The sequence below is a fragment of the Frigoribacterium sp. AP1 genome (genome assembly GCF_056680555.1).
On sequence record NZ_CM155288.1, the window covers coordinates 1099807 to 1118992 of the forward strand.

Genomic DNA, 19186 nt, shown 5'->3' on the forward strand with positions numbered 1-19186 from the left:
GCTACTTCCCGGTGATGTCGTCGACGCCGCTCTGGTACTGGTCGCCCAGGGTGGTCAGCATCTCGTCCGGTGTGGCCGTGCCGTTGACGAGCTCTTGTGTGCCTGCGACCAGCTGGTCGTAGAAGGTCGGCGTGGGCCAGTCCGGGTAGTACGCCAGGCCGTCGCGGTCGAGCAGCGTGTTGAAGTTCGCGATCAGCTCCTGGCTCTTCGGGTCGGTGATGTCGGCGGGGTCGGCCTTCACCGGGACGCCGCCGTTGTTGCCGATCAGGTTCTGGATCTCGGGCCGCATCGTGATGTCGATGAACTCGTACGCGAGGTCCTTGTTGGCCGCGTTCTCGGGGACGACCCAGAGGTTGCCGCCCGAACCCGGGGCCATCTCGCTGCCGGGGAAGAGGAACGTGCCCCAGTCGAAGGTGGCCTCGTCGGCGACGCGGCCCGCCCACCAGCTGCCCGACACCATGATCGGTGCCCCGCCGCTCATGAACGTGGTGCCCATGTCCTCGGCCTTGATGCCGGTGACGTCCTTCGAGATCCACCCGTTGTCGACGTACTCCTTCAGCTTGTCGGCGGCGTAGCTCAGCTCGGGGCCCTGCCAGTCGACGTCGCCCTCGTAGAGCTGGTAGTCGTCGACGAACGAGCGGTCGGCCTTCGAGAGGGCCAGCTGGTAGAACAACTGGCCGAGCGGGTACTCGCCTCCGGCTTCGGCGAGCGGCGTGAGGCCGGCGTCGGTGAAGGTCTGCAGGGCCGCTTCGAACTCGTCGTACGTCGTGGGCACGGCGATGCCCTGCTCGGCGAAGGCGTCCTTGTTGTAGAACACCTCGACGTACTCGCCGTAGTTCGGGATGCCGTACCAGCTGCCCGACCCCATGACGCCTCGCTCGTCGTACTTCGAGGTCGTGGCGATCGACGGGGCGAGGTCGTCGTCCCAGCCGTACTCGTCGACGGCGTCGTCCAGGTCGGCGAGCAGCCCCTGGCTCGCGAGCAGGCCCGCCGTGGCGTTGCCCTTGTTGTACTCGAGGATGTCGGGCGCCTCGTTCGAGTTGAGCACCTGGCTGGCGGTCGAGCGGATCTGCTCGAAGCTCTTCTCCTCGAACTCGACCTTCGCGCCGGTCTCTTCTTCGAAGGTCGCGATGGCCTGGTCCCAGGCGATGCCCATCGCGCTGGTCTCGCTCTCGAAGTGCCAGAGCTTCAACACGTTGGGGTCGGAGGACCCTCCGCTGCCGGCCGAGCAGCCGGTCAGCAGGGCCGCGGTGGCCGCGAGGGCCGTGCCGACGGCGACGATGCGTCGTTTCTTCATGGTGTCTACCTCCTCGTAGAGGCCCCGTGGTGATCGTCGAAGCGTTTCGACGATCGACGCGGAGCGGTGTGATCTGTCCGTCGGATGACGGTGGTGCGGTGGTGCGGTGGTGCGGTCGGTGGGGGTTCAGGAGGCGCGGGTCGGCTCCGAGACGGAGCCCTTCGCCAGGTAGGTGGGTGCGATCAACTCGACACCCGTGTCGAGGTGGCCGTCGATCCGCTCGAACGCGGCCTCGACCGCACGCGAGCACATCTCGTCGATCGGCAGCGGGATCGTGTCGAGTGCGGGTTCGAACTCGTCGGCCGGGTAGCTGGCGCAGGCCGCCAGCACCGAGAGGTCGCGGGGGATCTCGAGCCCGAGGCGCCGGACGCGCTGGAGGACGGCCTCGGCGGTGGGCTCGCTGCAGTGCAGCACGAGCGCGGTCATGCCCGGCAGCCTCTCGCGGAGGTCGTCGAACGCCCGGACGGCCGACGCCCGCCCGAGGTCTGCCGCCACGGTCATTGTCTCGACGCCGCGGCCGTCGGCCCGGGTGGCGAAGGCGTCGTCGAATCGACGGATGAAGCCGGTGTCACGCTCGTTGTACGAGGCCGGGTGGCCGATGACGCCGATCGACCGGTGTCCGGCATCGGCCAGACGGTCGACGCTCTCGGCGGCCGCGGCGGCGAAGTCGAGGTCGATGCAGGCGAGGTCGTCGACGCCCTGGGGGATGCCGATGAAACCGGCCGGCAGGTCGAGTTCGCGAACGAGGTCGACGCGTTCGTCGACGGTCGCCACGCCGATCGCGACCACGCCGTCCACGAGCGAGCTCGAGGCCACGCGACGGATGCCGGACACCTCGTCGTCGGTGGCCAGCAGCAGCACGTCGTAGTCACGACGACGAGCCGCCTCGACGACGGCGGTGACGAAGCGCATCTGGGTGGGCTGGTGGTTGTCGGGCCGGATCGGCGCACTGAGCGCCAGGATGTTGGTGCGGGCGCCGGCGAGCATGCGGGCTCCGGCATGCGGCCGGTAGCCGAGCCGGTCGACGGCGTCGGTCACCCGCTGCCGGGTCGACGCCGCGATCGACCGCTTGCCCGAGAGGGCGTACGAGACCGTCGAGATCGACACACCGGCGGCCTGGGCCACGTCGTGGATCGTCGTCATGATGACCTCGCTGTCGGTTGTCGAACTGGTGCGGAAGCGCTTCGACTGCCGCGGATCGAGACACTACGACAGCCGCGGCGCTGCGCGCAAGTCTTTTGTGGACCCCGCGACAAATGCCTCGCGCCCCTTCCGAACCATCCCCGGAAGGGATATGTTGAGGCTCACAACATTCGCATCGGGGCGGGACCGCCCCATGCGTCCGACCGCTCGAACCCTGGAAGGGACACCGATGTCCACCACCCCCACCCGCGAAGACAAGTTCTCGTTCGGCCTCTGGACGATCGGCTACAACGGCTCCGACCCCTTCGGCGGCCCGACCCGCCCGCAGCTCGACGTCGTCGAGGCCGTCGAGAACCTCGACCGTCTCGGTGCCTACGGCCTGACCTTCCACGACGACGACCTGTTCGCCTTCGGCTCGACCGACGCCGAGCGCCAGAAGCAGATCGACCGCCTCAAGGGCGCACTCGACGCGACCGGCATCGTCGTGCCGATGGTCACCACGAACCTGTTCAGCGCGCCCGTCTTCAAGGACGGCGGCTTCACCTCGAACGACCGCGGCGTCCGTCGCTTCGCCCTGCGCAAGGTGCTGCGCAACATCGACCTCGCCGCCGAGCTCGGTGCGAAGACCTTCGTCATGTGGGGCGGCCGCGAGGGCGCCGAGTACGACAGCGCGAAAGACGTGCAGGCAGCCCTCTCGCGCTACAAGGAGGGCGTCGACATGCTCTCGCAGTACGTGCTCGACAAGGGCTACGACCTGCGCTTCGCCATCGAGCCCAAGCCCAACGAGCCCCGGGGCGACATCCTGCTGCCGACCCTCGGTCACGCGATCGCCTTCATCGAGACGCTCGAGCACCCCGAGATGGCCGGCGTGAACCCCGAGGTCGGTCACGAGCAGATGGCCGGGCTGAACTTCACGGCCGGCATCGCCCAGGCGCTGTACCAGGGCAAGCTCTTCCACATCGACCTCAACGGTCAGCGCGGGATCAAGTACGACCAGGACCTCGTGTTCGGCCACGGCGACCTCCAGAACGCGTTCTCGCTCGTCGACCTGCTCGAGCACGGCTCGCCCCAGGGCGGCCCGACCTACGACGGCCCCCGCCACTTCGACTACAAGCCCTCGCGCACCGAGACGATCGACGGCGTGTGGGAGTCCGCAGCCGCCAACATGCGCATGTACCTGCTCCTCAAGGAGCGCGCGCAGGCCTTCCGCGCCGACCCCGAGGTGCAGGAGGCCCTGGTCGCCAGCCAGGTCGCCGAACTCTCGGTGAACACCCTCGCCGACGGTGAAGGCTACGAGCAGTTGCTCGCCGACCGCGCCTCCTACGAGGACTTCGACGCCGATGCCCACTTCGGCGGACACGGCTACGGCTTCGTGCGCCTGCAGCAGCTCGCCCTCGAACACCTGATGGGCGCTCGCTAGCCACCCGCCTGCCGAACGGCAACGACTCGCCGCTCACGTCCGGACGTGAGCGGCGAGTCGCGTCTTCCCGGCCCGACGTCGGGGTGCGCTACCGTGCTGAGCACCCCGACCGAACGGACACCCGAATGCCCGCACGCCCCCGTCGCCGCCCGAACGCCCGCCCTTCCGTCGCCGTCATCGGCACCCGCGGCTACCCCAGCTACTACGGCGGATTCGAGACCGCCGTGCGTCGGATCGCCCCCGCCCTGGTCGACGCCGGCTGGGACGTCACGGTCTACGGTCGCGACGGGTCGACGCGCGACGACGACCCCGCCCGCGACCGTCGCGTGACCTCCCACCTGACGAGAGGCGTCGAGAGCAAGTCCCTCAGCACCCTGAGCTACGGCCTCACCGCCGTGCTCGATACCCTCGTGCGGCGGCCCGACGCGGCCCTCGTGATGAACGTGGCCAACGGCTTCTGGCTTCCGCTGCTGAGGCTGCGGGGCATCCCCGTGCTGGTCAACGTCGACGGCATCGAGTGGGAGCGCGCCAAGTGGGGCCGTGCGGCCAAGACGGTGTTCCGTCTCGGAGCCAAGGCCAGCGCACGCTTCGCGAACGGGTTGATCTGCGACGCCCGCGAGATCGTCCGGCGCTGGCAGGCCGACTTCGGGGTGGACGGCCTTTTCATCCCCTACGGCGGCGACCCGGTCCGCGACCTGCCGGTCGAACCGGGCCAACGACACCGCGGGTACGCCCTCGTCGTCGCGCGCTTCGTGCCCGAGAACACCGTGGTCGAGTTCGTCGAGGCGGCCCGCACGATCGCCGAGCGGCACGACGTGGTCATCGTCGGCTCGACCGGCTACGGCGGCGAACTCGACGAGCTCGTCCGTGCGCTGGCCGACGAGAACGACCGCGTGACCTGGCTCGGTCACGTCAGCGACGACGACCGTCTGCACGCCCTCTGGCAGCACACCGGGGCCTACTTCCACGGCCACAGCGTCGGCGGCACGAACCCCGCCCTGGTGCAGGCCATGTTCGCCGGCGCTCCCGTCGTGGCGCGTGACACCGTCTACAACCGCGAGGTGCTCGACGGCGCAGGCACCCTGGTCGCCCCCGAGTCCGCGGCCATCGCCGCCGCCGTCACGGCGTTGCTCGACGACCCTGCCGAACAGGAGCGCCTCAGCGTCGCGGCACTCGCCCGCGCCTCGGACGCGTACACCTGGCAGTCGGTCTGCGACGCCTACGAGGAGGCGCTGCGAGCGACCCTGCCCCGCTCGCGCTGACCGACGACCGCGGTGCGAAATAAGTTGCACAAAGGTGTGCAAGATCGTACGATCGAGGCATGCCAGCCGCCGATGCCCCCGTGCGCGCCACCCGCGCGCCACGCCGTGACGCCGCCGCGAACCGCGATGCGCTGATCTCCGCCGCGGCACTGCTGCTCAACCGCGATCCGTCCGTCTCGCTCGAGGCCATCGCCGCCGAGGCGGGCCTGTCGCGTCGCTCGGTCTACGGCCACTTCGCCACACGGGACGACCTGGTGCGCGAGGTCAGCCTGCGCGGCGCCGCCCGCATCGCCGTCGCCGCGCGACCCGCCCCGATCGCGGACCCGGTCGTGCAGCTCGCCTCGCTGGCCGCCCTGCTCTGGGCCGAGGTCGAGCACGTGCGGGTCATGGCCCAGCTGACCGTGCGCGGCCCGATGGCCCACGAGGTCGGCGAGGCGCTCGCCCCGCTCCGCGAGGCCGTGCGCGACGTCGTGCGGCGCGGCGTCGAGACCGGACGCATGCGAGACGACATCGCTCCGCGCACGCTCGCGCACCTCGTCGAGGGTGCCGCGCTGTCGGTGCTCGACGAGGCGACGACGCAGCGGCTCAGCCGCGCCGAGGGCCACCGACTCGTCATGCTCGCGGTGCTCGGCGTCGTCGGCCTCGACTGGCGCACCGCCGGAGACCTCGTCGCGACGGCCCCGGAACTCGCGCTCCCTCCCGAGCAGACGACCGGCGCCGCCTCGACTCCCCCGACCGGAGAACCCGCATGAGACTCGAACTCCACGACGTCGCGATCGGCGACGGCCCCGGGGCGGCCCTGCCCCCGCTCAGCGCGGTCGCCGACCGTTGGACCCCCGGCTTCGTGGCGGTCGAGACCGAGAACGCGCCCACCCTCGCGTCGCTCGTCGCGGGGGGCCGCATGCGCCCCGAGACCGGCCGGGTGACGGTCGACGGCCGGTCGGACGACGTGGCGATCCGCGCCTCCTTCGCCCTCGTCGACACCCCCACCGTCGCCGAACCGTTCGCGTCCCTCACGGTCGTGCAGGTCGCCCGAGAAGAACTCGCCCTCGCCGGGCTCCGCGCCGACAAGGCCTCGGCTCGCCTGCTGCTCGACGAGATCGGCCTGCGCGAGCACGAGCGGACGCGCCTGAGCGCCCTGCCCACCGAGCTGCGCGTCCGCCTGCTCTGCGAACTGGCCGTGCTGCGCCCTGAGGTCCGCGGGCTGATCGTGACGACTCCCGAACGGCACGGCGGCGACGTCGCCGCCTGGCTCTCGGTGGTGCACGACCTCGTCGGTCGCGACTACACCGTGCTGACCATCACCGGGTTCGCGGCCCTCGCGACGATCGAGTCGCTGCCCACGCCCGAGTTCGCCCCGGCCGAGTCCGCCGTCGCGTCCGAGACCGACACCGCCCTTCCCCCCTCCCCCGACGACACCGCGGTCGCCACCACCCCCGACACCTCCGTCGAAAGCGACCAGCCGTGAAGATCTACGCCCTCGTCCGTTCCGAGCTGCAGCGCCTCACCGCCACCCCGCTCGCCCGCCTGGCACTCGTCGCCCTGATGACCGTGCCGCTGCTCTACGGCGGCCTGTACCTCTGGGCCAACCAGGACCCCTACGCGAAGCTCGACCAGGTCCCGGCCGCGCTCGTCAACACCGACGCCGGCACGACGGTCGACGGCGAGACGGTCAACTACGGCGACGAGGTCACCGACCAGATCACCGACGGCGGCGACTTCGACTGGCACGTCGTCTCGGCGGCCCAGGCCGCGGCGGGCCTGCGCGACCAGACCTACGACTTCACCTTCACGATCCCGAAGGGCTTCAGCGACGACCTGACCTCGGCGAGCGACGACGACCCGAAGCGGGCCCAGATCACCCTCGCGACGAGCGACGTCAACAGCTACCTCTCGACCACGATCGCCGAGCAGGCGGCGAAGACCATCCGGGCCTCGGTCACCGAGAAGGTCGGCAAGGAGGCGGCGGGCCGTCTGCTGGTCGGCCTCGCCGACGTGCGCACCAACCTGGGCAGCGCGGTCGACGGGGCGAACCAGCTCGTCGCCGGCACCGGCTCGGCCGTCGCCGGGGCGAACCAGCTGGCCGACGGGGCGGCCGACGCGGCGACCGGGGCCCACACCCTCGCCGACGGGACGAGCCGGCTCAGCTCGGGGACGTCGGCGCTGGACACGGGGCTGCAGACGCTGAAGACCCAGACGACGAACCTGCCGGCGCAGACCCAGACCCTGGCGGACGGCGCCGCCCAGGTGGCGGCCGGCAACGACGCGTTGGCCACCGGCGTGGCCGACGCGGCCACGACGAGCGCGACGGCCGCGGCCGCCCTGCCCGCGGCCCAGCAACAGGCGCAGCAGCAGATCACCGAAGCCCTGCGACAGCAGGGGTACACCGACGAGCAGATCCAGCAGATCGCCGCGACCTTCGCCCCCGCGACCGAGTCGCTGACCACCGCCCTCCAGGACGCGAACACACAGATCCAAGGGCTGAACACCCAGGTGGGGCAGCTCGCCACGGGCGCCGACCAGGTCTCGACCGGCGCCGCGACTCTGGCCGCCGCCACGCCGGCCCTGACCCAGGGCATCTCGTCGGCCGCCACCGGCTCGTCGCAGCTCGCCACGGGTGCGGCGAGCGCCGCCACGGGCGCCTCGACCCTCGCGACCGGTCTCGACACCCTGAGCAGCGGGGCGACCTCGCTGCGCGACGGCGTCGTCAGCCTCGACACCGGCACCACCCAGCTGCGCGACGGCCTCCAGAGCGGACTCGGCGAGATCCCCGCGAGCACCGAGCAGACGCGTGACGACCAGGCCGGCGCCATCAGCGACCCCGTCTCGGTGAAGGACGACGCACTGACCAGCGCGGGCACCTACGGCGCGGGACTGGCCCCGTTCTTCATCAGCCTCGCGGCCTGGATCGGCATGTACGCGCTGTTCCTGATCGTGAAGCCGATCTCGAAGCGGGCCATCACGGCCGTCAAGGCCCCGGTGCGCATCTCCCTGGCCGGCTGGCTGGCCCCGGTCGTGCTCGGGGTCGTGCAGATGGTCGCGCTCTACGTCATCGTCACCCAGGCCCTCGGGTTCGAGGTCGCCCAGCCGCTCGGCATGATCGGCCTGATGGCCCTCGCCTCGGCGGCGTTCGCGGCGATCATCATGACGCTCAACGTCTGGCTCGGCAGCGTCGGGCAGTTCCTCGGCCTGGTGCTGATGGTCGTGCAGCTCGTCACGGCCGGCGGCACGTTCCCCTGGCAGACCCTGCCCGCACCCCTCGCCGCCCTGCACTTCGTGCTGCCGATGAGCTACGCCACCGACGGCCTGCGCCAGGTGATGTACGGCGGCAGCTCGGCCGCGGCCTGGGGCGACGCCGGCGTGCTGGCGGCCTGGCTGCTCGGCGCGCTCGTGCTGACCTGGGTGGCGACCTCCCGCATGACGCGGGCGCGGACGTTGCGCGACCTGCGGCCCTCGCTGATCGGCTGAGGCCGACGGCCGGCGCCGGGAACGCAGGAGGCGCGGGTCGGGTGACCCGCGCCTCCTGCGTTCTCGACGTCGGTCGCGCCGGTCAGCCCGCCTGACCCTCGAGCGTCGGCAGGACGCTCGGGTCGGCGTCGGCGAGGAACGTCGTCAGGCGCTCGACCTCGTCGGTCTCGCCGATGGCGGCCGCACCCCGGCGGAGGGCGAAGAGGGAACGCAGCACGCCGCGGTTGGGCTCGTGGGACCACGGCACGGGACCCTGTCCGCGCCAGCCCGCCTTGCGCAGGGCGTCGAGCCCGCGGTGGTAGCCGACCCTGGCGTAGGCGTAGGCCTCGAGGTCGGCCCCGCGGGCGGCGGCCTCGTCGCTGAGCAGCGCCCAGGCCAGGGACGAGGTGGGGTGGGCCGTGACGACCTCGGCGGTGGTGAGGGTCTCGAGGTCGGCGACGACGGCGGGTTCGGCGGGCAGCCGGGTCTCGGGCACGCCGAGCAGGTTCGTGGAGGACATGGCGACCACGCTAGCGGCGGCGGCCGACGGGGGGCGTACCCGGGCGCGGGGCGGGCGGCGTCGGCCGGGGTCAGAACCGGTGCTGACGCACCCATTCGTGCATGACGATCGCGCCGGCGGCCGAGGCGTTGATGCTGCGGGTCGACCCGAACTGCGAGATCTCGATCACGGCGTCGGCCGCGGCGATCGACTCCGGGCTGAGCCCCGGCCCCTCCTGCCCGAAGAGCAGCACGCACCGCTCGGGCAGGGCGTAGGTCTCGATCGGCACCGACCCATCGACGTTGTCGATGGCGAGGATCGGCAGGCCGGCGCCTCGGGCCCACTCGACGAACGTGGCCACGTCGGGGTGGTGGGCGACGTGCTGGTAGCGGTCGGTCACCATGGCCCCACGCTTGTTCCAGCGACGACGCCCCACGATGTGCACGGTGTCGGCCGCGAAGGCGTTCGCGCTGCGGACGATCGAGCCGATGTTCATGTCGTGCTGCCAGTTCTCGACCGCGACGTGGAAGGGGTGCCGGTGCGAGTCGATGTCGGCGACGATCGCCTCCATCGTCCAGTACCGGTAACGGTCGATCACGTTGCGTCGGTCGCCCTCGCGCAGCAGGTGATGGTCCCAGTGGTCCCCCTCGGGCCAGGCGGCCTCCTCACCGGGCCAGGGGCCGACACCGTGTTCGGGCGCGACGGTCGGTTCGGGCAGGTCGCCGGGTTCGGGCAGGTCGGCCGCTTCGGGCGCGGAGTCGGTGGGGTCGCGGCGGTCGTCCTGGGGCACCCGACCAGGGTAGGCGTTCCCCACAGGGGTGACCCGCGCCTCCTCGGCCCACAGGGCGCCTCGCCTCGCAGGGCACCTCGCTAAGGTGACCGCATGGGTGCACGCGAAGACGTCGAATGCTGGCTGACCGACATGGACGGCGTGCTCGTCCACGAGAACCACGCCCTGCCCGGGGCCTCCGAGCTGATCCAGCAGTGGCAGGACGAGGGCACGCCCTACCTGGTGCTCACCAACAACTCGATCTTCACCCCGCGTGACCTCGCCGCCCGGCTGCGCGCGTCGGGCCTGCACGTGCCCGAAGAGCGCATCTGGACGAGCGCCCTCGCCACGGCCGACTTCTGCCGCTCGCAGATGCCCGGCGGGTCGGCGTTCGTGATCGGCGAGGCGGGCATGACGACGGCCCTGCACGAGGCCGGGTTCATCATGACCGAGACCAACCCCGACTACGTCGTCGTGGGCGAGACCCGCAACTACTCGTTCGACTCGATCACCAAGGCCGTGCGCCTGATCCTCGGCGGGGCGCGGTTCATCGTGACCAACCCCGACGCGACGGGCCCCAGCGCCGACGGCGTGCTGCCCGCGACGGGCGCGATCGCCGCGATGATCTCGAAGGCGACCAACAAAGACCCCTACGTGGTCGGCAAGCCCAACCCGATGATGTTCCGCTCGGCGATGAACCGCATCGGCGCCCACAGCGAGAACACCGCGATGATCGGCGACCGCATGGACACCGACATCATGGCCGGCATCGAGGCCGGCCTGCACACGATCCTCGTCATGACGGGCATCAGCGACCAGGCCGAGATCGACCGGTACCCGTTCCGGCCGAACGAGATCCTGGCCGGCGTGCACGAACTGGTGCGCAGTGAACCGATCGAGTCCGACGTGGTGCCGTCCGAGGCCTAGGGCCCCAGGAGGCGCGTGCCGCGTCGATCCGTCAGCCTGCGACCGCGACGAGGCTGGTCGTCAGGGGTTCGCCGCCGCTGCGGTTGACGAAGCACGAATACGTGCGGTCGCCGGCGGCCCACGCGTCGGCGTCGGCAGGGAAGCTCGCGAGCAGCTGGACGTCGGGGTAGGCCGCGGCGGCCTGACGGTCCAGCGCGTCCGAGCCCGTGCAGAGCAGGTTCATCTGGCTCTGCAACACGTCGGCGCCCGGGTAGGCGGCCGTCGCGTCACCGTCGAGGGTTCCCAGGCGCGTGAGCTGGGCGACGTGCGGTTGGGCGCAGTCGGCGACGTCGTAGTCCTGCTGCCAGGCCGACTCGAACGTCGAGAAGCACTCGCCGCCCTGCAGGTCGGCGTACGAGTGGGTGCCGGCCGCGAGCGGCCCGGCCGGGGCGACCTCGGCGGCGGGCTCGGCCGGGGAGGCCGTCACCGTCCGGGCCGCGGTCGGTGCCGCGGCGGCCGACGAACTGCTCGTCACGTCGTCGGTCGAGGCGAACAGCGACCTCGAGATGAAGAACAACGCGACCAGCAGCAGCACGATCACGAGCCCGGCCCCCACGGCGACCAGGACCTTGTGCGTCCGGACCCACTCGGCCAGGCCCGCCGTGCGGGGTGACGTGGCGGGCCTCTCGTCCACCGGGCGGGTCTGCGGCACGAAGACGCCGGCTCCGCCGACCTCGCGGCGCGGTCGTTCGCCCGCCAGGGGCGCGGAAGCACTCATCGAGACGCCGGGCAGCACCTGGGTGGCGTCGTCCGGGGCGTCGGCGACCTCGCGGCTGTCGGCGACGCCGGGGCGATCGTCGAGGGCGGAACGAGGAGGCGCGAACAGGGCGGTCGCGGTCGTCACCTCGGCCGCGTCGTCCAGGCCTTCGTCGTCGGCATCCGCGTCGGCGTCGGCGTCGCGCGACGGCTCGACGTCGGCGTCGGCGTCGGCGTCGCGCGACGGCTCGACGTCGGACAGGGGAACCTCGCCCGAGCCGGACAAGGACCAGGCGGCGGGGACGTCGGCCGAGGGCACGGCGTGCTCCGGCTCGTGCCGTGCCTCCCCGAGCTCGGCGTCCTCGGCGGAGGCGGACGGGACGACGCCGAGGATCTCGGTGAAGGTGGGTTCGCGGTCGCCACTCGTGGAGGGCGCGATCTCGGGCGCCCGGGGGGACGACACCTCGGCGGCGGGGGCGGGGGGCGACACCGACGGGGCTCCGGGGACGCCGGACGCGACCCCGCCGGCGGCCGCGGCCGCGGCCGCCGCGGCGGCCTCGGCCAGGCGACGCTCACGCCTGGTCATCTCGTGGTGCTCTTCGACCCACCACGGCGCGTCGACACCGCCCTCGCGGGCCTCGACGGCCCGCATCTGCTCGGGCTCGGGCTCGGGCTCGGGCTCGGGCTCGGGCTCGGGCTCCGGCGTGGGCGTGGGCGTGGGCGTCGATTGGGGCGCAGGGTTCGGCTGCGGCTCGGGCTCGGGCTCCAGCTCCGGCTCGGGCTCCGGCTCCGGCTCGGGCTCGGGCTCGGGCTCCGGCTCCGGCTCGGGCTCGGGCTCGGGCTCGGGCTCGGGCAGAGCGTCCCAGTCGAAGGTCGCGGGTACGGCGGACTCGGGCCGGGGTGCCGAGATCAGTGCCGTGAACGGCCCCGGCTCGTCGCTGCCGTCGGCACGATCCCCCTGGTCCGCGGGAACCGACGGCGGACCGGCGGGATCGGCGTCACCCGCCGACTCCGGGTCGGGCTGCGGTGACTCGGACGGCGCGGGGAGGTCCGGAGTCGGCACGGACGACGGAGGCTGCGGCGGCGGCACGGCCCCCGTCAACGCTCCGAGGTCGAGGGCCTGCGGGTGCCCCGAGGTCCTCGGCGGAGGCGTCCCGGCCGGGGAGTCGGGCACGACGAACGGCAGGGGGGTCGGCGGCGGCGGCACGGACGAGTCCCCGGACGCCGGCTCGTCAGCCGGGTCGACCGGCCGCTCGGGTTCGGCGTCGTGGGGCACCTCGACCGCTCGTGTGACCGGCGGCAGGTCGAACGCCCGGGTGGGAACGTCTTCGGGGGCGGCGTCGGGAAGGCGACCCGCGCCTCCGGACGGGGTGTCGACCGCCGTGCCGTCACGCTCGGCCCCGTCGTCTTCGGAGTCGTCGTCCTCGGCGCCGTCGAACTGCGCGGCGAGCCAGTCGCTGGCGTCGTCACGCCCGGCGTCGTCGCCGTCGTCGTCGCCCCGCCGGTCGTCGGTCACGGCTTCAGCCCGAGGTCTTCCAGCCCGATGGCGGCGTAGTAGGGGTAGCCGGCCGCCTCGATCACCTCGCGGGCGCCGGTGCTGCGGTCGACGACGACGGCGACGGCAGCGATCTCGGCTCCCACGGCCTCGAGGGCTTTCACTGCCGCGAGTGGTGACCCTCCCGTGGTCGAGGTGTCCTCGAGCACGATGACCCGCTTGCCCTCGAGGTCGGGCCCCTCGACCTGCTTGCCGCGGCCGTGGTCCTTGGGCTCCTTGCGGACGACGAAGGCGTCGTAGTCCTTGCCGAGCGCCACGCCCTGGTGCAGCACGGCGGCCGCGATCGGATCGGCCCCCATCGTCAGCCCGCCGACGGCGAACACGTCGGGCACCTCGTCGATCAGGTCGACCATCACCCGGCCGATCAAGGGCGCGACGCGGTGGTCGAGGCTGACCTTGCGGAGGTCGATGTAGTACGTCGCCTTCTTGCCGCTGGTCAACGTGAAGTCGCCGTGGAAGACGGCCTCGGAGCCGATGTAGTCGATGAGCTGCGTGCGTGCGTCGGTCACGGAGACCCATGGTAGAGCAGACGGCCCGGGAACGCCGGGGCGGGCCGGCTCAGCGACCGCCTCGGGACGACCGATCGATCGACCGCGTGGTCAGCCGGTGCAGGTCGGACCAGGTGCCGGTCGGCAGGAAGAAGTCCTCGTAGCGGACGACCGCCGAGCGGGCGAGACGGGCCAACCGCACGTCCACCGAGACCTGGTGACGCTTCGGGTACGTCTCGATGCTCACGGGAGTGACGCTGCGTGCCCGCTCGTACCGGCTGCCGTGCGGGGGCCGACCCACCCCTCCTCCTCGCTCATGCGACATGTCTCGTTTCTACTCCGGTCGTTGCCCGATGGGAAGTGCATCGATGCCCTTCGGGCAACGAGATGACGAGGCCGACCCGTCTCGTGCTCGCCCGGTACCGTGGTCGGCATGCGCGTCGCGACCTACAACGTCAACTCCGTCCGGGCTCGAGTGGGCCGGGTGGTCGACTGGCTCGTCCGCGAGGACGTCGACGTCGCGGGGCTGCAAGAGATCAAGTGCAAGCCCGAGCAGTTCCCGTACGACGCCTTCCGCGAGGCCGGCTACGAGGTCGAGCTGCACGGCCTCAACCAGTGGAACGGGGTCGCCTTCGTCAGCCGCCTGCCGATGGAGGACGTCGAGATCACGTTCCCCACGCAACCGGGATTCGCGAAGGGGCAGGAAGGGCCGGACCAGCCGAAGGAGGCGCGCGCGATCGGCGTCACGGTCGAGGGCGTCCGCCTGTGGAGCCTCTACGTCCCGAACGGCCGCGAGCTGGGCGACCCGCACTACGACTACAAGCTCGACTGGCTCTCCAAGCTCGCCGCCGAGACCGAGACGTGGCTCGCCGAGCGCCCTGACCAGCCGTTGGCTCTGATGGGCGACTGGAACGTCGCCCCGCTCGACACGGACGTGTGGGACATGTCGGTCTTCGAGGGCCACACCCACGTCAGCCAGCCCGAGCGCGACGCCTTCTTCCGCTTCGAGGAGATCGGCCTGACCGACGTCGTCCGCTCCCGCCGCCCCGAGGGCTACACCTACTGGGACTACAAGCAACTGCGCTTCCCGAAGAACGAGGGCATGCGCATCGACTTCATCCTGGGCTCGAAGGCGTTCGACGACCTCGTGACGTCGGCGGCCATCCACCGCGACGAGCGCAAGGGCGACGCCCCGAGCGACCACGTGCCGGTGGTCGTCGACCTCGACCTCGAGACCGAGCTCGACGACGACCGTCCGATGATCTTCTGACCCCCGGTCCCGCTCGCCTGCGACGCGCGACACCAGGAGGCGCGGGTCAGGCGAGCAACGCCGCGACCAGCACCAGCACGGGAACCGACAAGATGGTCGTCGCCAACACGGTGTCGCGCGCGACGACCACCCCGGTCTGGTACCGCTGGGCGTAGTTGAAGACGTTCTGGGCCGACGGCAGGCCCGCCAGCACGACCGCGACGAACAGCTCGTCGCGGTCGAAGTCGAAGACGAACGCCCCGAGCAGCCATGCCGCGACCGGCATCACGACGAGCTTGAGGACGACCGCGACGACGATGTCGGCGCGCCCCTGGCCCGCCTGGAAGGGCTTCGAGCCGTACAGGGACATCCCGAACGAGAGCAGCACGACGGGGACGGCGGCCCCGCCCACGAGCTGGAACGGCTCGAGCACGGCCTGTGGGATCTCGAGGCCCGTGACCGCGACGAGCACACCGAGAGCGGACCCGATGAGCAGGGGGTTCGTGAGGGGGCGGGCGATCGTGCGGCCGATGCTGCTGCCGCGGTTCGTGACCGTGTCCATCACGGCGAGCACGATCGGGGTGAGCACGAGCAGCTGGTACAGCAACACGGGCGCGACGAAGGTGGCGCTGCCCAGCACGTAGGTGGCCACCGGCAGGCCGATGTTGTTCGCGTTGACGTAGGCGCCGCCCATTGTTCCGATCGTCGTCTCGGCGGTGCTGCGGCGCAGCACGAACTTCAGCAGGACGATCGAGAGCACGGCGGCCAGCAGCGAGGCGAGGGCGGACACCACGAGCAGTCGGGAGAACAGCACGTGCACGTCGGCCTGCGAGATCGTCGAGAAGAGCAGACAGGGCGTCAGGACGAAGAACACCAGGCGTGAGAGCACGCGATGGCCGGACGCCCCGAGGAGGTCGACGCGCCCCACCACGTAGCCGGTCGCGATGACGGCACCGATGATCGCGAACCCGACGAGAACTCCACCCATGGGTCCATCCTGTCGCACGCACGGGGCGGGGCCGACGGGCCGCCGCCGTCGCGACGGCGTGACTAGACGGCGGGCGGACCGTCCAGGGCCGGGAGTCCGATGCGGGAGACGAGGTGCGCGGCCTCGTCGACGGCCTGGTCGTCGACCCCCCAGGTGATCGCGCCCGCCTCGCATGCCGCGACCGCGAACGCTTCGCCCGTCGGGAGTCCGGTGACGCGAGCGAGGTCGGTGGCGAACCGTCGCGCGGCCGGCCCCACGGGCTGCTCCGACGCGACCACGACCAGGGCACCCCGGCGAAGACCGCCCGCGAGGCTCTCGACCGCCCGGTCGAGTTGTTCCGCCACGGGGGTGGCGCCGTCGACCGCCACCACGGCCCAGTCGAAGCCGACGATGTCGTCGATCGGAGCCGTGATCGGGGACGAGAGCACGACGACCTCGGCGTCGAGCGCCGCGGCACGATCGGCCACCGGCCGGATCGCCGGGTACGAACCGGCCAGGACGAGTTTCGGGGCGTGAGCGAACAGCATGACGGGCCTCTCGGGGTGGAAGGAACGACCGGTGGGTCCGACCGGGCGCGACATCGAGTCGACGATGTGTCACATGTACTCTACGTATGATATTCACATTGCACAAGGTGTCGCTGCCGCACCACGACTCGAACGGATTCCCGATGGCCTCCCTCCTCCGCGCCTCCACCGCCTCGCCGCCGGCCCGGCCGCTCGCCGCGGCCGCCTCCCTGCCCCTGCTGTTCACGCTCGCCGCCTGCACGGCCGCCCCTCCGGCGAGCGCCCCGCCCGCCCCTCCCTCGACGACGGCCGCGGCGGGGCACGCGACCTGGAGCTACGTCGGCTCGACGGGCCCCGAGCACTGGGGCGACCTCTCGCCCGAGTGGAGTTCGTGCTCGCACGGCGCGCGGCAGTCGCCGATCGACCTCGCCACCCCCTCGACCGAGCCGGGCCCCGCCCTCGGGCTCGAGTGGGGCGTCGTCGACTACGACACCGACGACGAGGGCCACGGGGTGCACGTCGAGGTCGAGGGCCCCGCCACCCTGACGCTCGACGGCGCCGCGTTCGACCTTCTCCAGTTCCATGCGCACACGCCGTCCGAGCACACGATCGCCGGGCGGGCGGCGGACGCCGAGGTGCACTTCGTCCACCAGGCCGACGACGGGCGCCTCGCCGTCGTGGGAGTGCTCGTCGAACGAGGTGCCGAGAACTCCGCGTGGTCCGAGGTCGTCGACCACATCGAGGCACGCGAGCACGACGGCGAGGCGGACGAGACCGGCGAGGGCCCCCTCGACCTCGGCACCCTGCTGCCCGCCGGCCTCGAGCGGGTCTCCTACGTCGGCAGCCTCACGACGCCTCCGTGCACCGAAGGCGTGACCTGGGTCGTCCTCACCGAACCGGTCCAGCTGAGCGCCGCGCAGATCGACGTGCTGCGCGACGGGCACGACACGGCTCGCCCCGTCCAGCCGCTGGGCGACCGCGTCCTGACGGGAGCCGCCTCGGCGGGGTGACCCGCGCCTCCTGACGTGTCGAGGGGCGTCGGTCGGGCAGAATCGACGGGTGACGCGCCTCCACGATCCCTCGGTCCACTCGTTCGCCAGCGACAACTACGCGGGAGCCCACCCCGAGGTGCTACAGGCGATCGTCGACGCGAACGGCGGGCACGTCGGCTCGTACGGGGCCGACCCGTACACGGCGCAGCTGTCCGAGGTGATCGTCGAGACGTTCGGCGAGGGGGCCGCGATCGACCCCGTCCTGACCGGGACGGGTGCCAACGTCGCCGCGTTGCAGGCACTCACGCCACGATGGGCCGCCGTCGTCTGTGCGACGACCGCGCACGTCTACACCGACGAGGGCGGGGCGCCCGAGCGCCTCGGCGGCCTCAAACTGCTGACGGTGCCGACTCCCGACGGCAAGCTGACGCCCGAGCTGATCGACCGACAGGCCTACGGCTGGGGTGACCAGCAGCGCCCCCAGCCCCTGGCGGTCACGATCACGCAGAGCACCGAGCTCGGCACGGTCTACACACCCGACGAGATCCGGGCCGTCACCGACCACGCGCACTCGCTCGGCATGCGCGTCCACCTCGACGGCGCGCGTCTCGCGAACGCGGCGGCATCGCTCGGGGTGCCGCTCCGCGCGATCACGCGCGACGTCGGCGTCGACTCGGTGTCGTTCGGCGGCACGAAGAACGGCCTGGTGCTCGGCGAGTCGGTCGTGACCTTCTCCGAGGAGGCGCGGGCCGGCCTGGTCTACCTGCGCAAGATGGATGCGCAACTGGCCTCGAAGATGCGCTTCGTCTCGGCGCAGTTCCTGGCGATGCTCGACGGCGATCTCTGGCTGCGCTCGGCCACCCGGGCCAACACGATGGCCGCGCGCCTCGCCGCCGGACTGACCACGCTGCCGGGAGTGACCGTGACACAGCGCGTCGACGCCAACGCCGTCTTCGTCGTCCTGCCCCGGGACGTCGTCGAGCCCCTGCGCGCGACCCACCACTTCTACGACTGGAACCGGGCCACGGGCGAGGTGCGCCTCATGTGCTCGTTCGACACGACCGAGCAGCACGTCGACCGCTTGGTCGCCGATGCCCGGGCCCTGATCGGCACCGCGCGGTAGTCGAGACGCAGCTCGGCGTGCACCGGGCTCGGTGGTGACTTCCGCGCCGGGTGAGCGATCCTTGGCAGGCGTCCGGGCGTCAGGCCCGGGCGGCCGCCACGAACGCCCGGATCAGCTCGACGCTCTTCACCCCGCGCGACGACTCGACGCCCGAGCTGACGTCGACGCCGACGGCGCCAAGGGGCCGCAGCCCGGCGAGCAGACCGGCCACGTTGTCGGGTGTGAGCCCCCCAGCTAGCAGCCAGTCCCCCGCGGGGGGCGCGGCGAGCAGCGGGCCGGCGTCGAAGGTGGCACCGGCACCGGGGGCGACCGCGTCGAGCAGCAGGGCGTCCTCGCGGAAGGCGACCCGCGCCTCCTCGGGCTCGGCCGCGTAGGACGCGGCGCTCACGGCGCGGATGACACGGAACCCCGCCTCGTGGGCCATGGCGACATCGGCGGGCGTCTCGTCGCCGTGCAACTGCACGGTCGAGACCGAGGAGGCGCGGGCCAGCTCGAGCACCGTCTCGATGCCTTGGCCACGGAACACGCCGACCGTCTCGACGCCCGCCGGCACCCGGGCCGCCAGCTCGCGCGCCGTCACGGGGTCGATCGTGCGGGGACTGCCCGCCGCGAACACGAATCCCACGGCATCGGCCCCGGCCTCGACGGCGGCGTCGACGGTCTCGGGCGTGGACAGGCCGCAGATCTTCACCCAGGTGCGCATGGGTCCAGTCTGCCGCGCCGGGACCCCGGAGGGCACCCGGCCGGAGAGGCCGGGTGCCCTTCGGGGTGCACCGGGTCGTGTCG

19 protein-coding genes are annotated in these 19186 nt (G+C 72.0%); 9 read left to right on the forward strand and 10 right to left on the reverse strand.

Annotated elements, in window-relative coordinates:
- Position 1: 1 nt before the first annotated feature.
- Both AC1MBW_RS05210 and AC1MBW_RS05215 read right to left on the reverse strand, forming a co-directional pair.
- Positions 2 to 1297 (reverse strand): ABC transporter substrate-binding protein, encoded by a 1296-nt coding sequence (locus AC1MBW_RS05210; protein WP_480025690.1) that lies wholly within the window; start codon positions 1295 to 1297, stop codon positions 2 to 4.
- Positions 1298 to 1423: 126 nt separating this feature from the next.
- On the reverse strand, positions 1424 to 2440 hold the full coding sequence (locus tag AC1MBW_RS05215; protein WP_480025691.1) for a LacI family DNA-binding transcriptional regulator: 1017 nt from the start codon (positions 2438 to 2440) through the stop codon (positions 1424 to 1426).
- A 229-nt stretch (positions 2441 to 2669) separates the two neighbouring features.
- Here AC1MBW_RS05215 and xylA point away from each other — a divergent pair, with 229 nt between their 5' ends.
- The 5 genes from xylA to AC1MBW_RS05240 all read left to right on the forward strand — a co-directional run bounded on the left by xylA (position 2670) and on the right by AC1MBW_RS05240 (position 8590).
- Positions 2670 to 3860, forward strand: a complete 1191-nt coding sequence (gene xylA, locus AC1MBW_RS05220; protein ID WP_043593145.1) for a xylose isomerase — start codon at positions 2670 to 2672, stop codon at positions 3858 to 3860.
- Between the two features lie 125 nt (positions 3861 to 3985).
- A complete protein-coding gene (locus tag AC1MBW_RS05225; protein ID WP_480025692.1) occupies positions 3986 to 5122 on the forward strand; it encodes a glycosyltransferase in 1137 nt (378 codons plus the stop codon).
- A gap of 59 nt (positions 5123 to 5181) precedes the next feature.
- Positions 5182 to 5874, forward strand: a complete 693-nt coding sequence (locus AC1MBW_RS05230) for a TetR/AcrR family transcriptional regulator (RefSeq protein ID WP_480025693.1) — start codon at positions 5182 to 5184, stop codon at positions 5872 to 5874.
- Positions 5871 to 6590: a hypothetical protein gene (locus AC1MBW_RS05235; protein WP_480025694.1), complete on the forward strand. Its 720-nt coding sequence runs from the start codon at positions 5871 to 5873 to the stop codon at positions 6588 to 6590. The genes AC1MBW_RS05230 and AC1MBW_RS05235 overlap by 4 nt, the downstream gene beginning before the upstream one ends.
- Positions 6587 to 8590, forward strand: coding sequence for a YhgE/Pip family protein (locus AC1MBW_RS05240; RefSeq protein WP_480025695.1), 2004 nt, complete (start codon positions 6587 to 6589; stop codon positions 8588 to 8590). The genes AC1MBW_RS05235 and AC1MBW_RS05240 overlap by 4 nt, the downstream gene beginning before the upstream one ends.
- An 82-nt stretch (positions 8591 to 8672) precedes the next feature.
- Here AC1MBW_RS05240 and AC1MBW_RS05245 read toward each other — a convergent pair whose 3' ends face one another.
- Positions 8673 to 9089: a DUF3151 domain-containing protein gene (locus AC1MBW_RS05245; RefSeq protein ID WP_480025696.1), complete on the reverse strand. Its 417-nt coding sequence runs from the start codon at positions 9087 to 9089 to the stop codon at positions 8673 to 8675.
- Positions 9090 to 9159: 70 nt separating this feature from the next.
- Positions 9160 to 9804, reverse strand: a complete 645-nt coding sequence (locus AC1MBW_RS05250) for a TrmH family RNA methyltransferase (protein ID WP_480026077.1) — start codon at positions 9802 to 9804, stop codon at positions 9160 to 9162.
- 147 nt (positions 9805 to 9951) lie between these two features.
- Here AC1MBW_RS05250 and AC1MBW_RS05255 point away from each other — a divergent pair, with 147 nt between their 5' ends.
- The gene (locus tag AC1MBW_RS05255) at positions 9952 to 10764 is read left to right on the forward strand and encodes an HAD-IIA family hydrolase (RefSeq protein ID WP_480025697.1); all 813 of its coding nucleotides are present in this window, start codon (positions 9952 to 9954) and stop codon (positions 10762 to 10764) included.
- A gap of 31 nt (positions 10765 to 10795) precedes the next feature.
- Here the strand turns inward: AC1MBW_RS05255 and AC1MBW_RS05260 are convergent, their stop codons facing one another.
- The 3 genes from AC1MBW_RS05260 to AC1MBW_RS05270 are packed head-to-tail and all read right to left on the reverse strand — an operon-like array spanning position 10796 to position 13789.
- Positions 10796 to 13015, reverse strand: coding sequence for a septum formation family protein (locus AC1MBW_RS05260; RefSeq protein ID WP_480025698.1), 2220 nt, complete (start codon positions 13013 to 13015; stop codon positions 10796 to 10798).
- Positions 13012 to 13563 (reverse strand): orotate phosphoribosyltransferase, encoded by a 552-nt coding sequence (gene pyrE / locus AC1MBW_RS05265; protein WP_480025699.1) that lies wholly within the window; start codon positions 13561 to 13563, stop codon positions 13012 to 13014. Before pyrE ends, AC1MBW_RS05260 begins: the two co-directional genes overlap by 4 nt.
- 49 nt (positions 13564 to 13612) lie before the next feature.
- Positions 13613 to 13789: a hypothetical protein gene (locus tag AC1MBW_RS05270; RefSeq protein ID WP_480025700.1), complete on the reverse strand. Its 177-nt coding sequence runs from the start codon at positions 13787 to 13789 to the stop codon at positions 13613 to 13615.
- A gap of 186 nt (positions 13790 to 13975) precedes the next feature.
- On the opposite strand from AC1MBW_RS05270, the gene AC1MBW_RS05275 reads away from it, so the two are divergent.
- Positions 13976 to 14812: an exodeoxyribonuclease III gene (locus tag AC1MBW_RS05275; RefSeq protein ID WP_480025701.1), complete on the forward strand. Its 837-nt coding sequence runs from the start codon at positions 13976 to 13978 to the stop codon at positions 14810 to 14812.
- A gap of 46 nt (positions 14813 to 14858) precedes the next feature.
- On the opposite strand, the gene AC1MBW_RS05280 is transcribed toward AC1MBW_RS05275, so the two are convergent.
- Complete coding sequence (locus tag AC1MBW_RS05280) at positions 14859 to 15779, reverse strand: AEC family transporter (RefSeq protein WP_054145476.1); 921 nt, start codon at positions 15777 to 15779, stop codon at positions 14859 to 14861.
- Positions 15780 to 15841: 62 nt separating this feature from the next.
- Positions 15842 to 16306, reverse strand: a complete 465-nt coding sequence (locus tag AC1MBW_RS05285; protein ID WP_152970128.1) for a hypothetical protein — start codon at positions 16304 to 16306, stop codon at positions 15842 to 15844.
- A gap of 86 nt (positions 16307 to 16392) precedes the next feature.
- Between AC1MBW_RS05285 and AC1MBW_RS05290 the strand changes: the two genes are divergently transcribed.
- Entirely contained in the window at positions 16393 to 17295 is a 903-nt protein-coding gene (locus AC1MBW_RS05290) for a carbonic anhydrase (protein WP_480025702.1), read from the forward strand.
- 49 nt (positions 17296 to 17344) lie between these two features.
- Positions 17345 to 18400, forward strand: coding sequence for a threonine aldolase family protein (locus AC1MBW_RS05295; protein WP_054145474.1), 1056 nt, complete (start codon positions 17345 to 17347; stop codon positions 18398 to 18400).
- A 79-nt stretch (positions 18401 to 18479) separates the two neighbouring features.
- Here AC1MBW_RS05295 and AC1MBW_RS05300 read toward each other — a convergent pair whose 3' ends face one another.
- A complete protein-coding gene (locus tag AC1MBW_RS05300; RefSeq protein ID WP_480025703.1) occupies positions 18480 to 19103 on the reverse strand; it encodes a phosphoribosylanthranilate isomerase in 624 nt (207 codons plus the stop codon).
- Between the last annotated feature and the right edge of the window lie 83 nt (positions 19104 to 19186).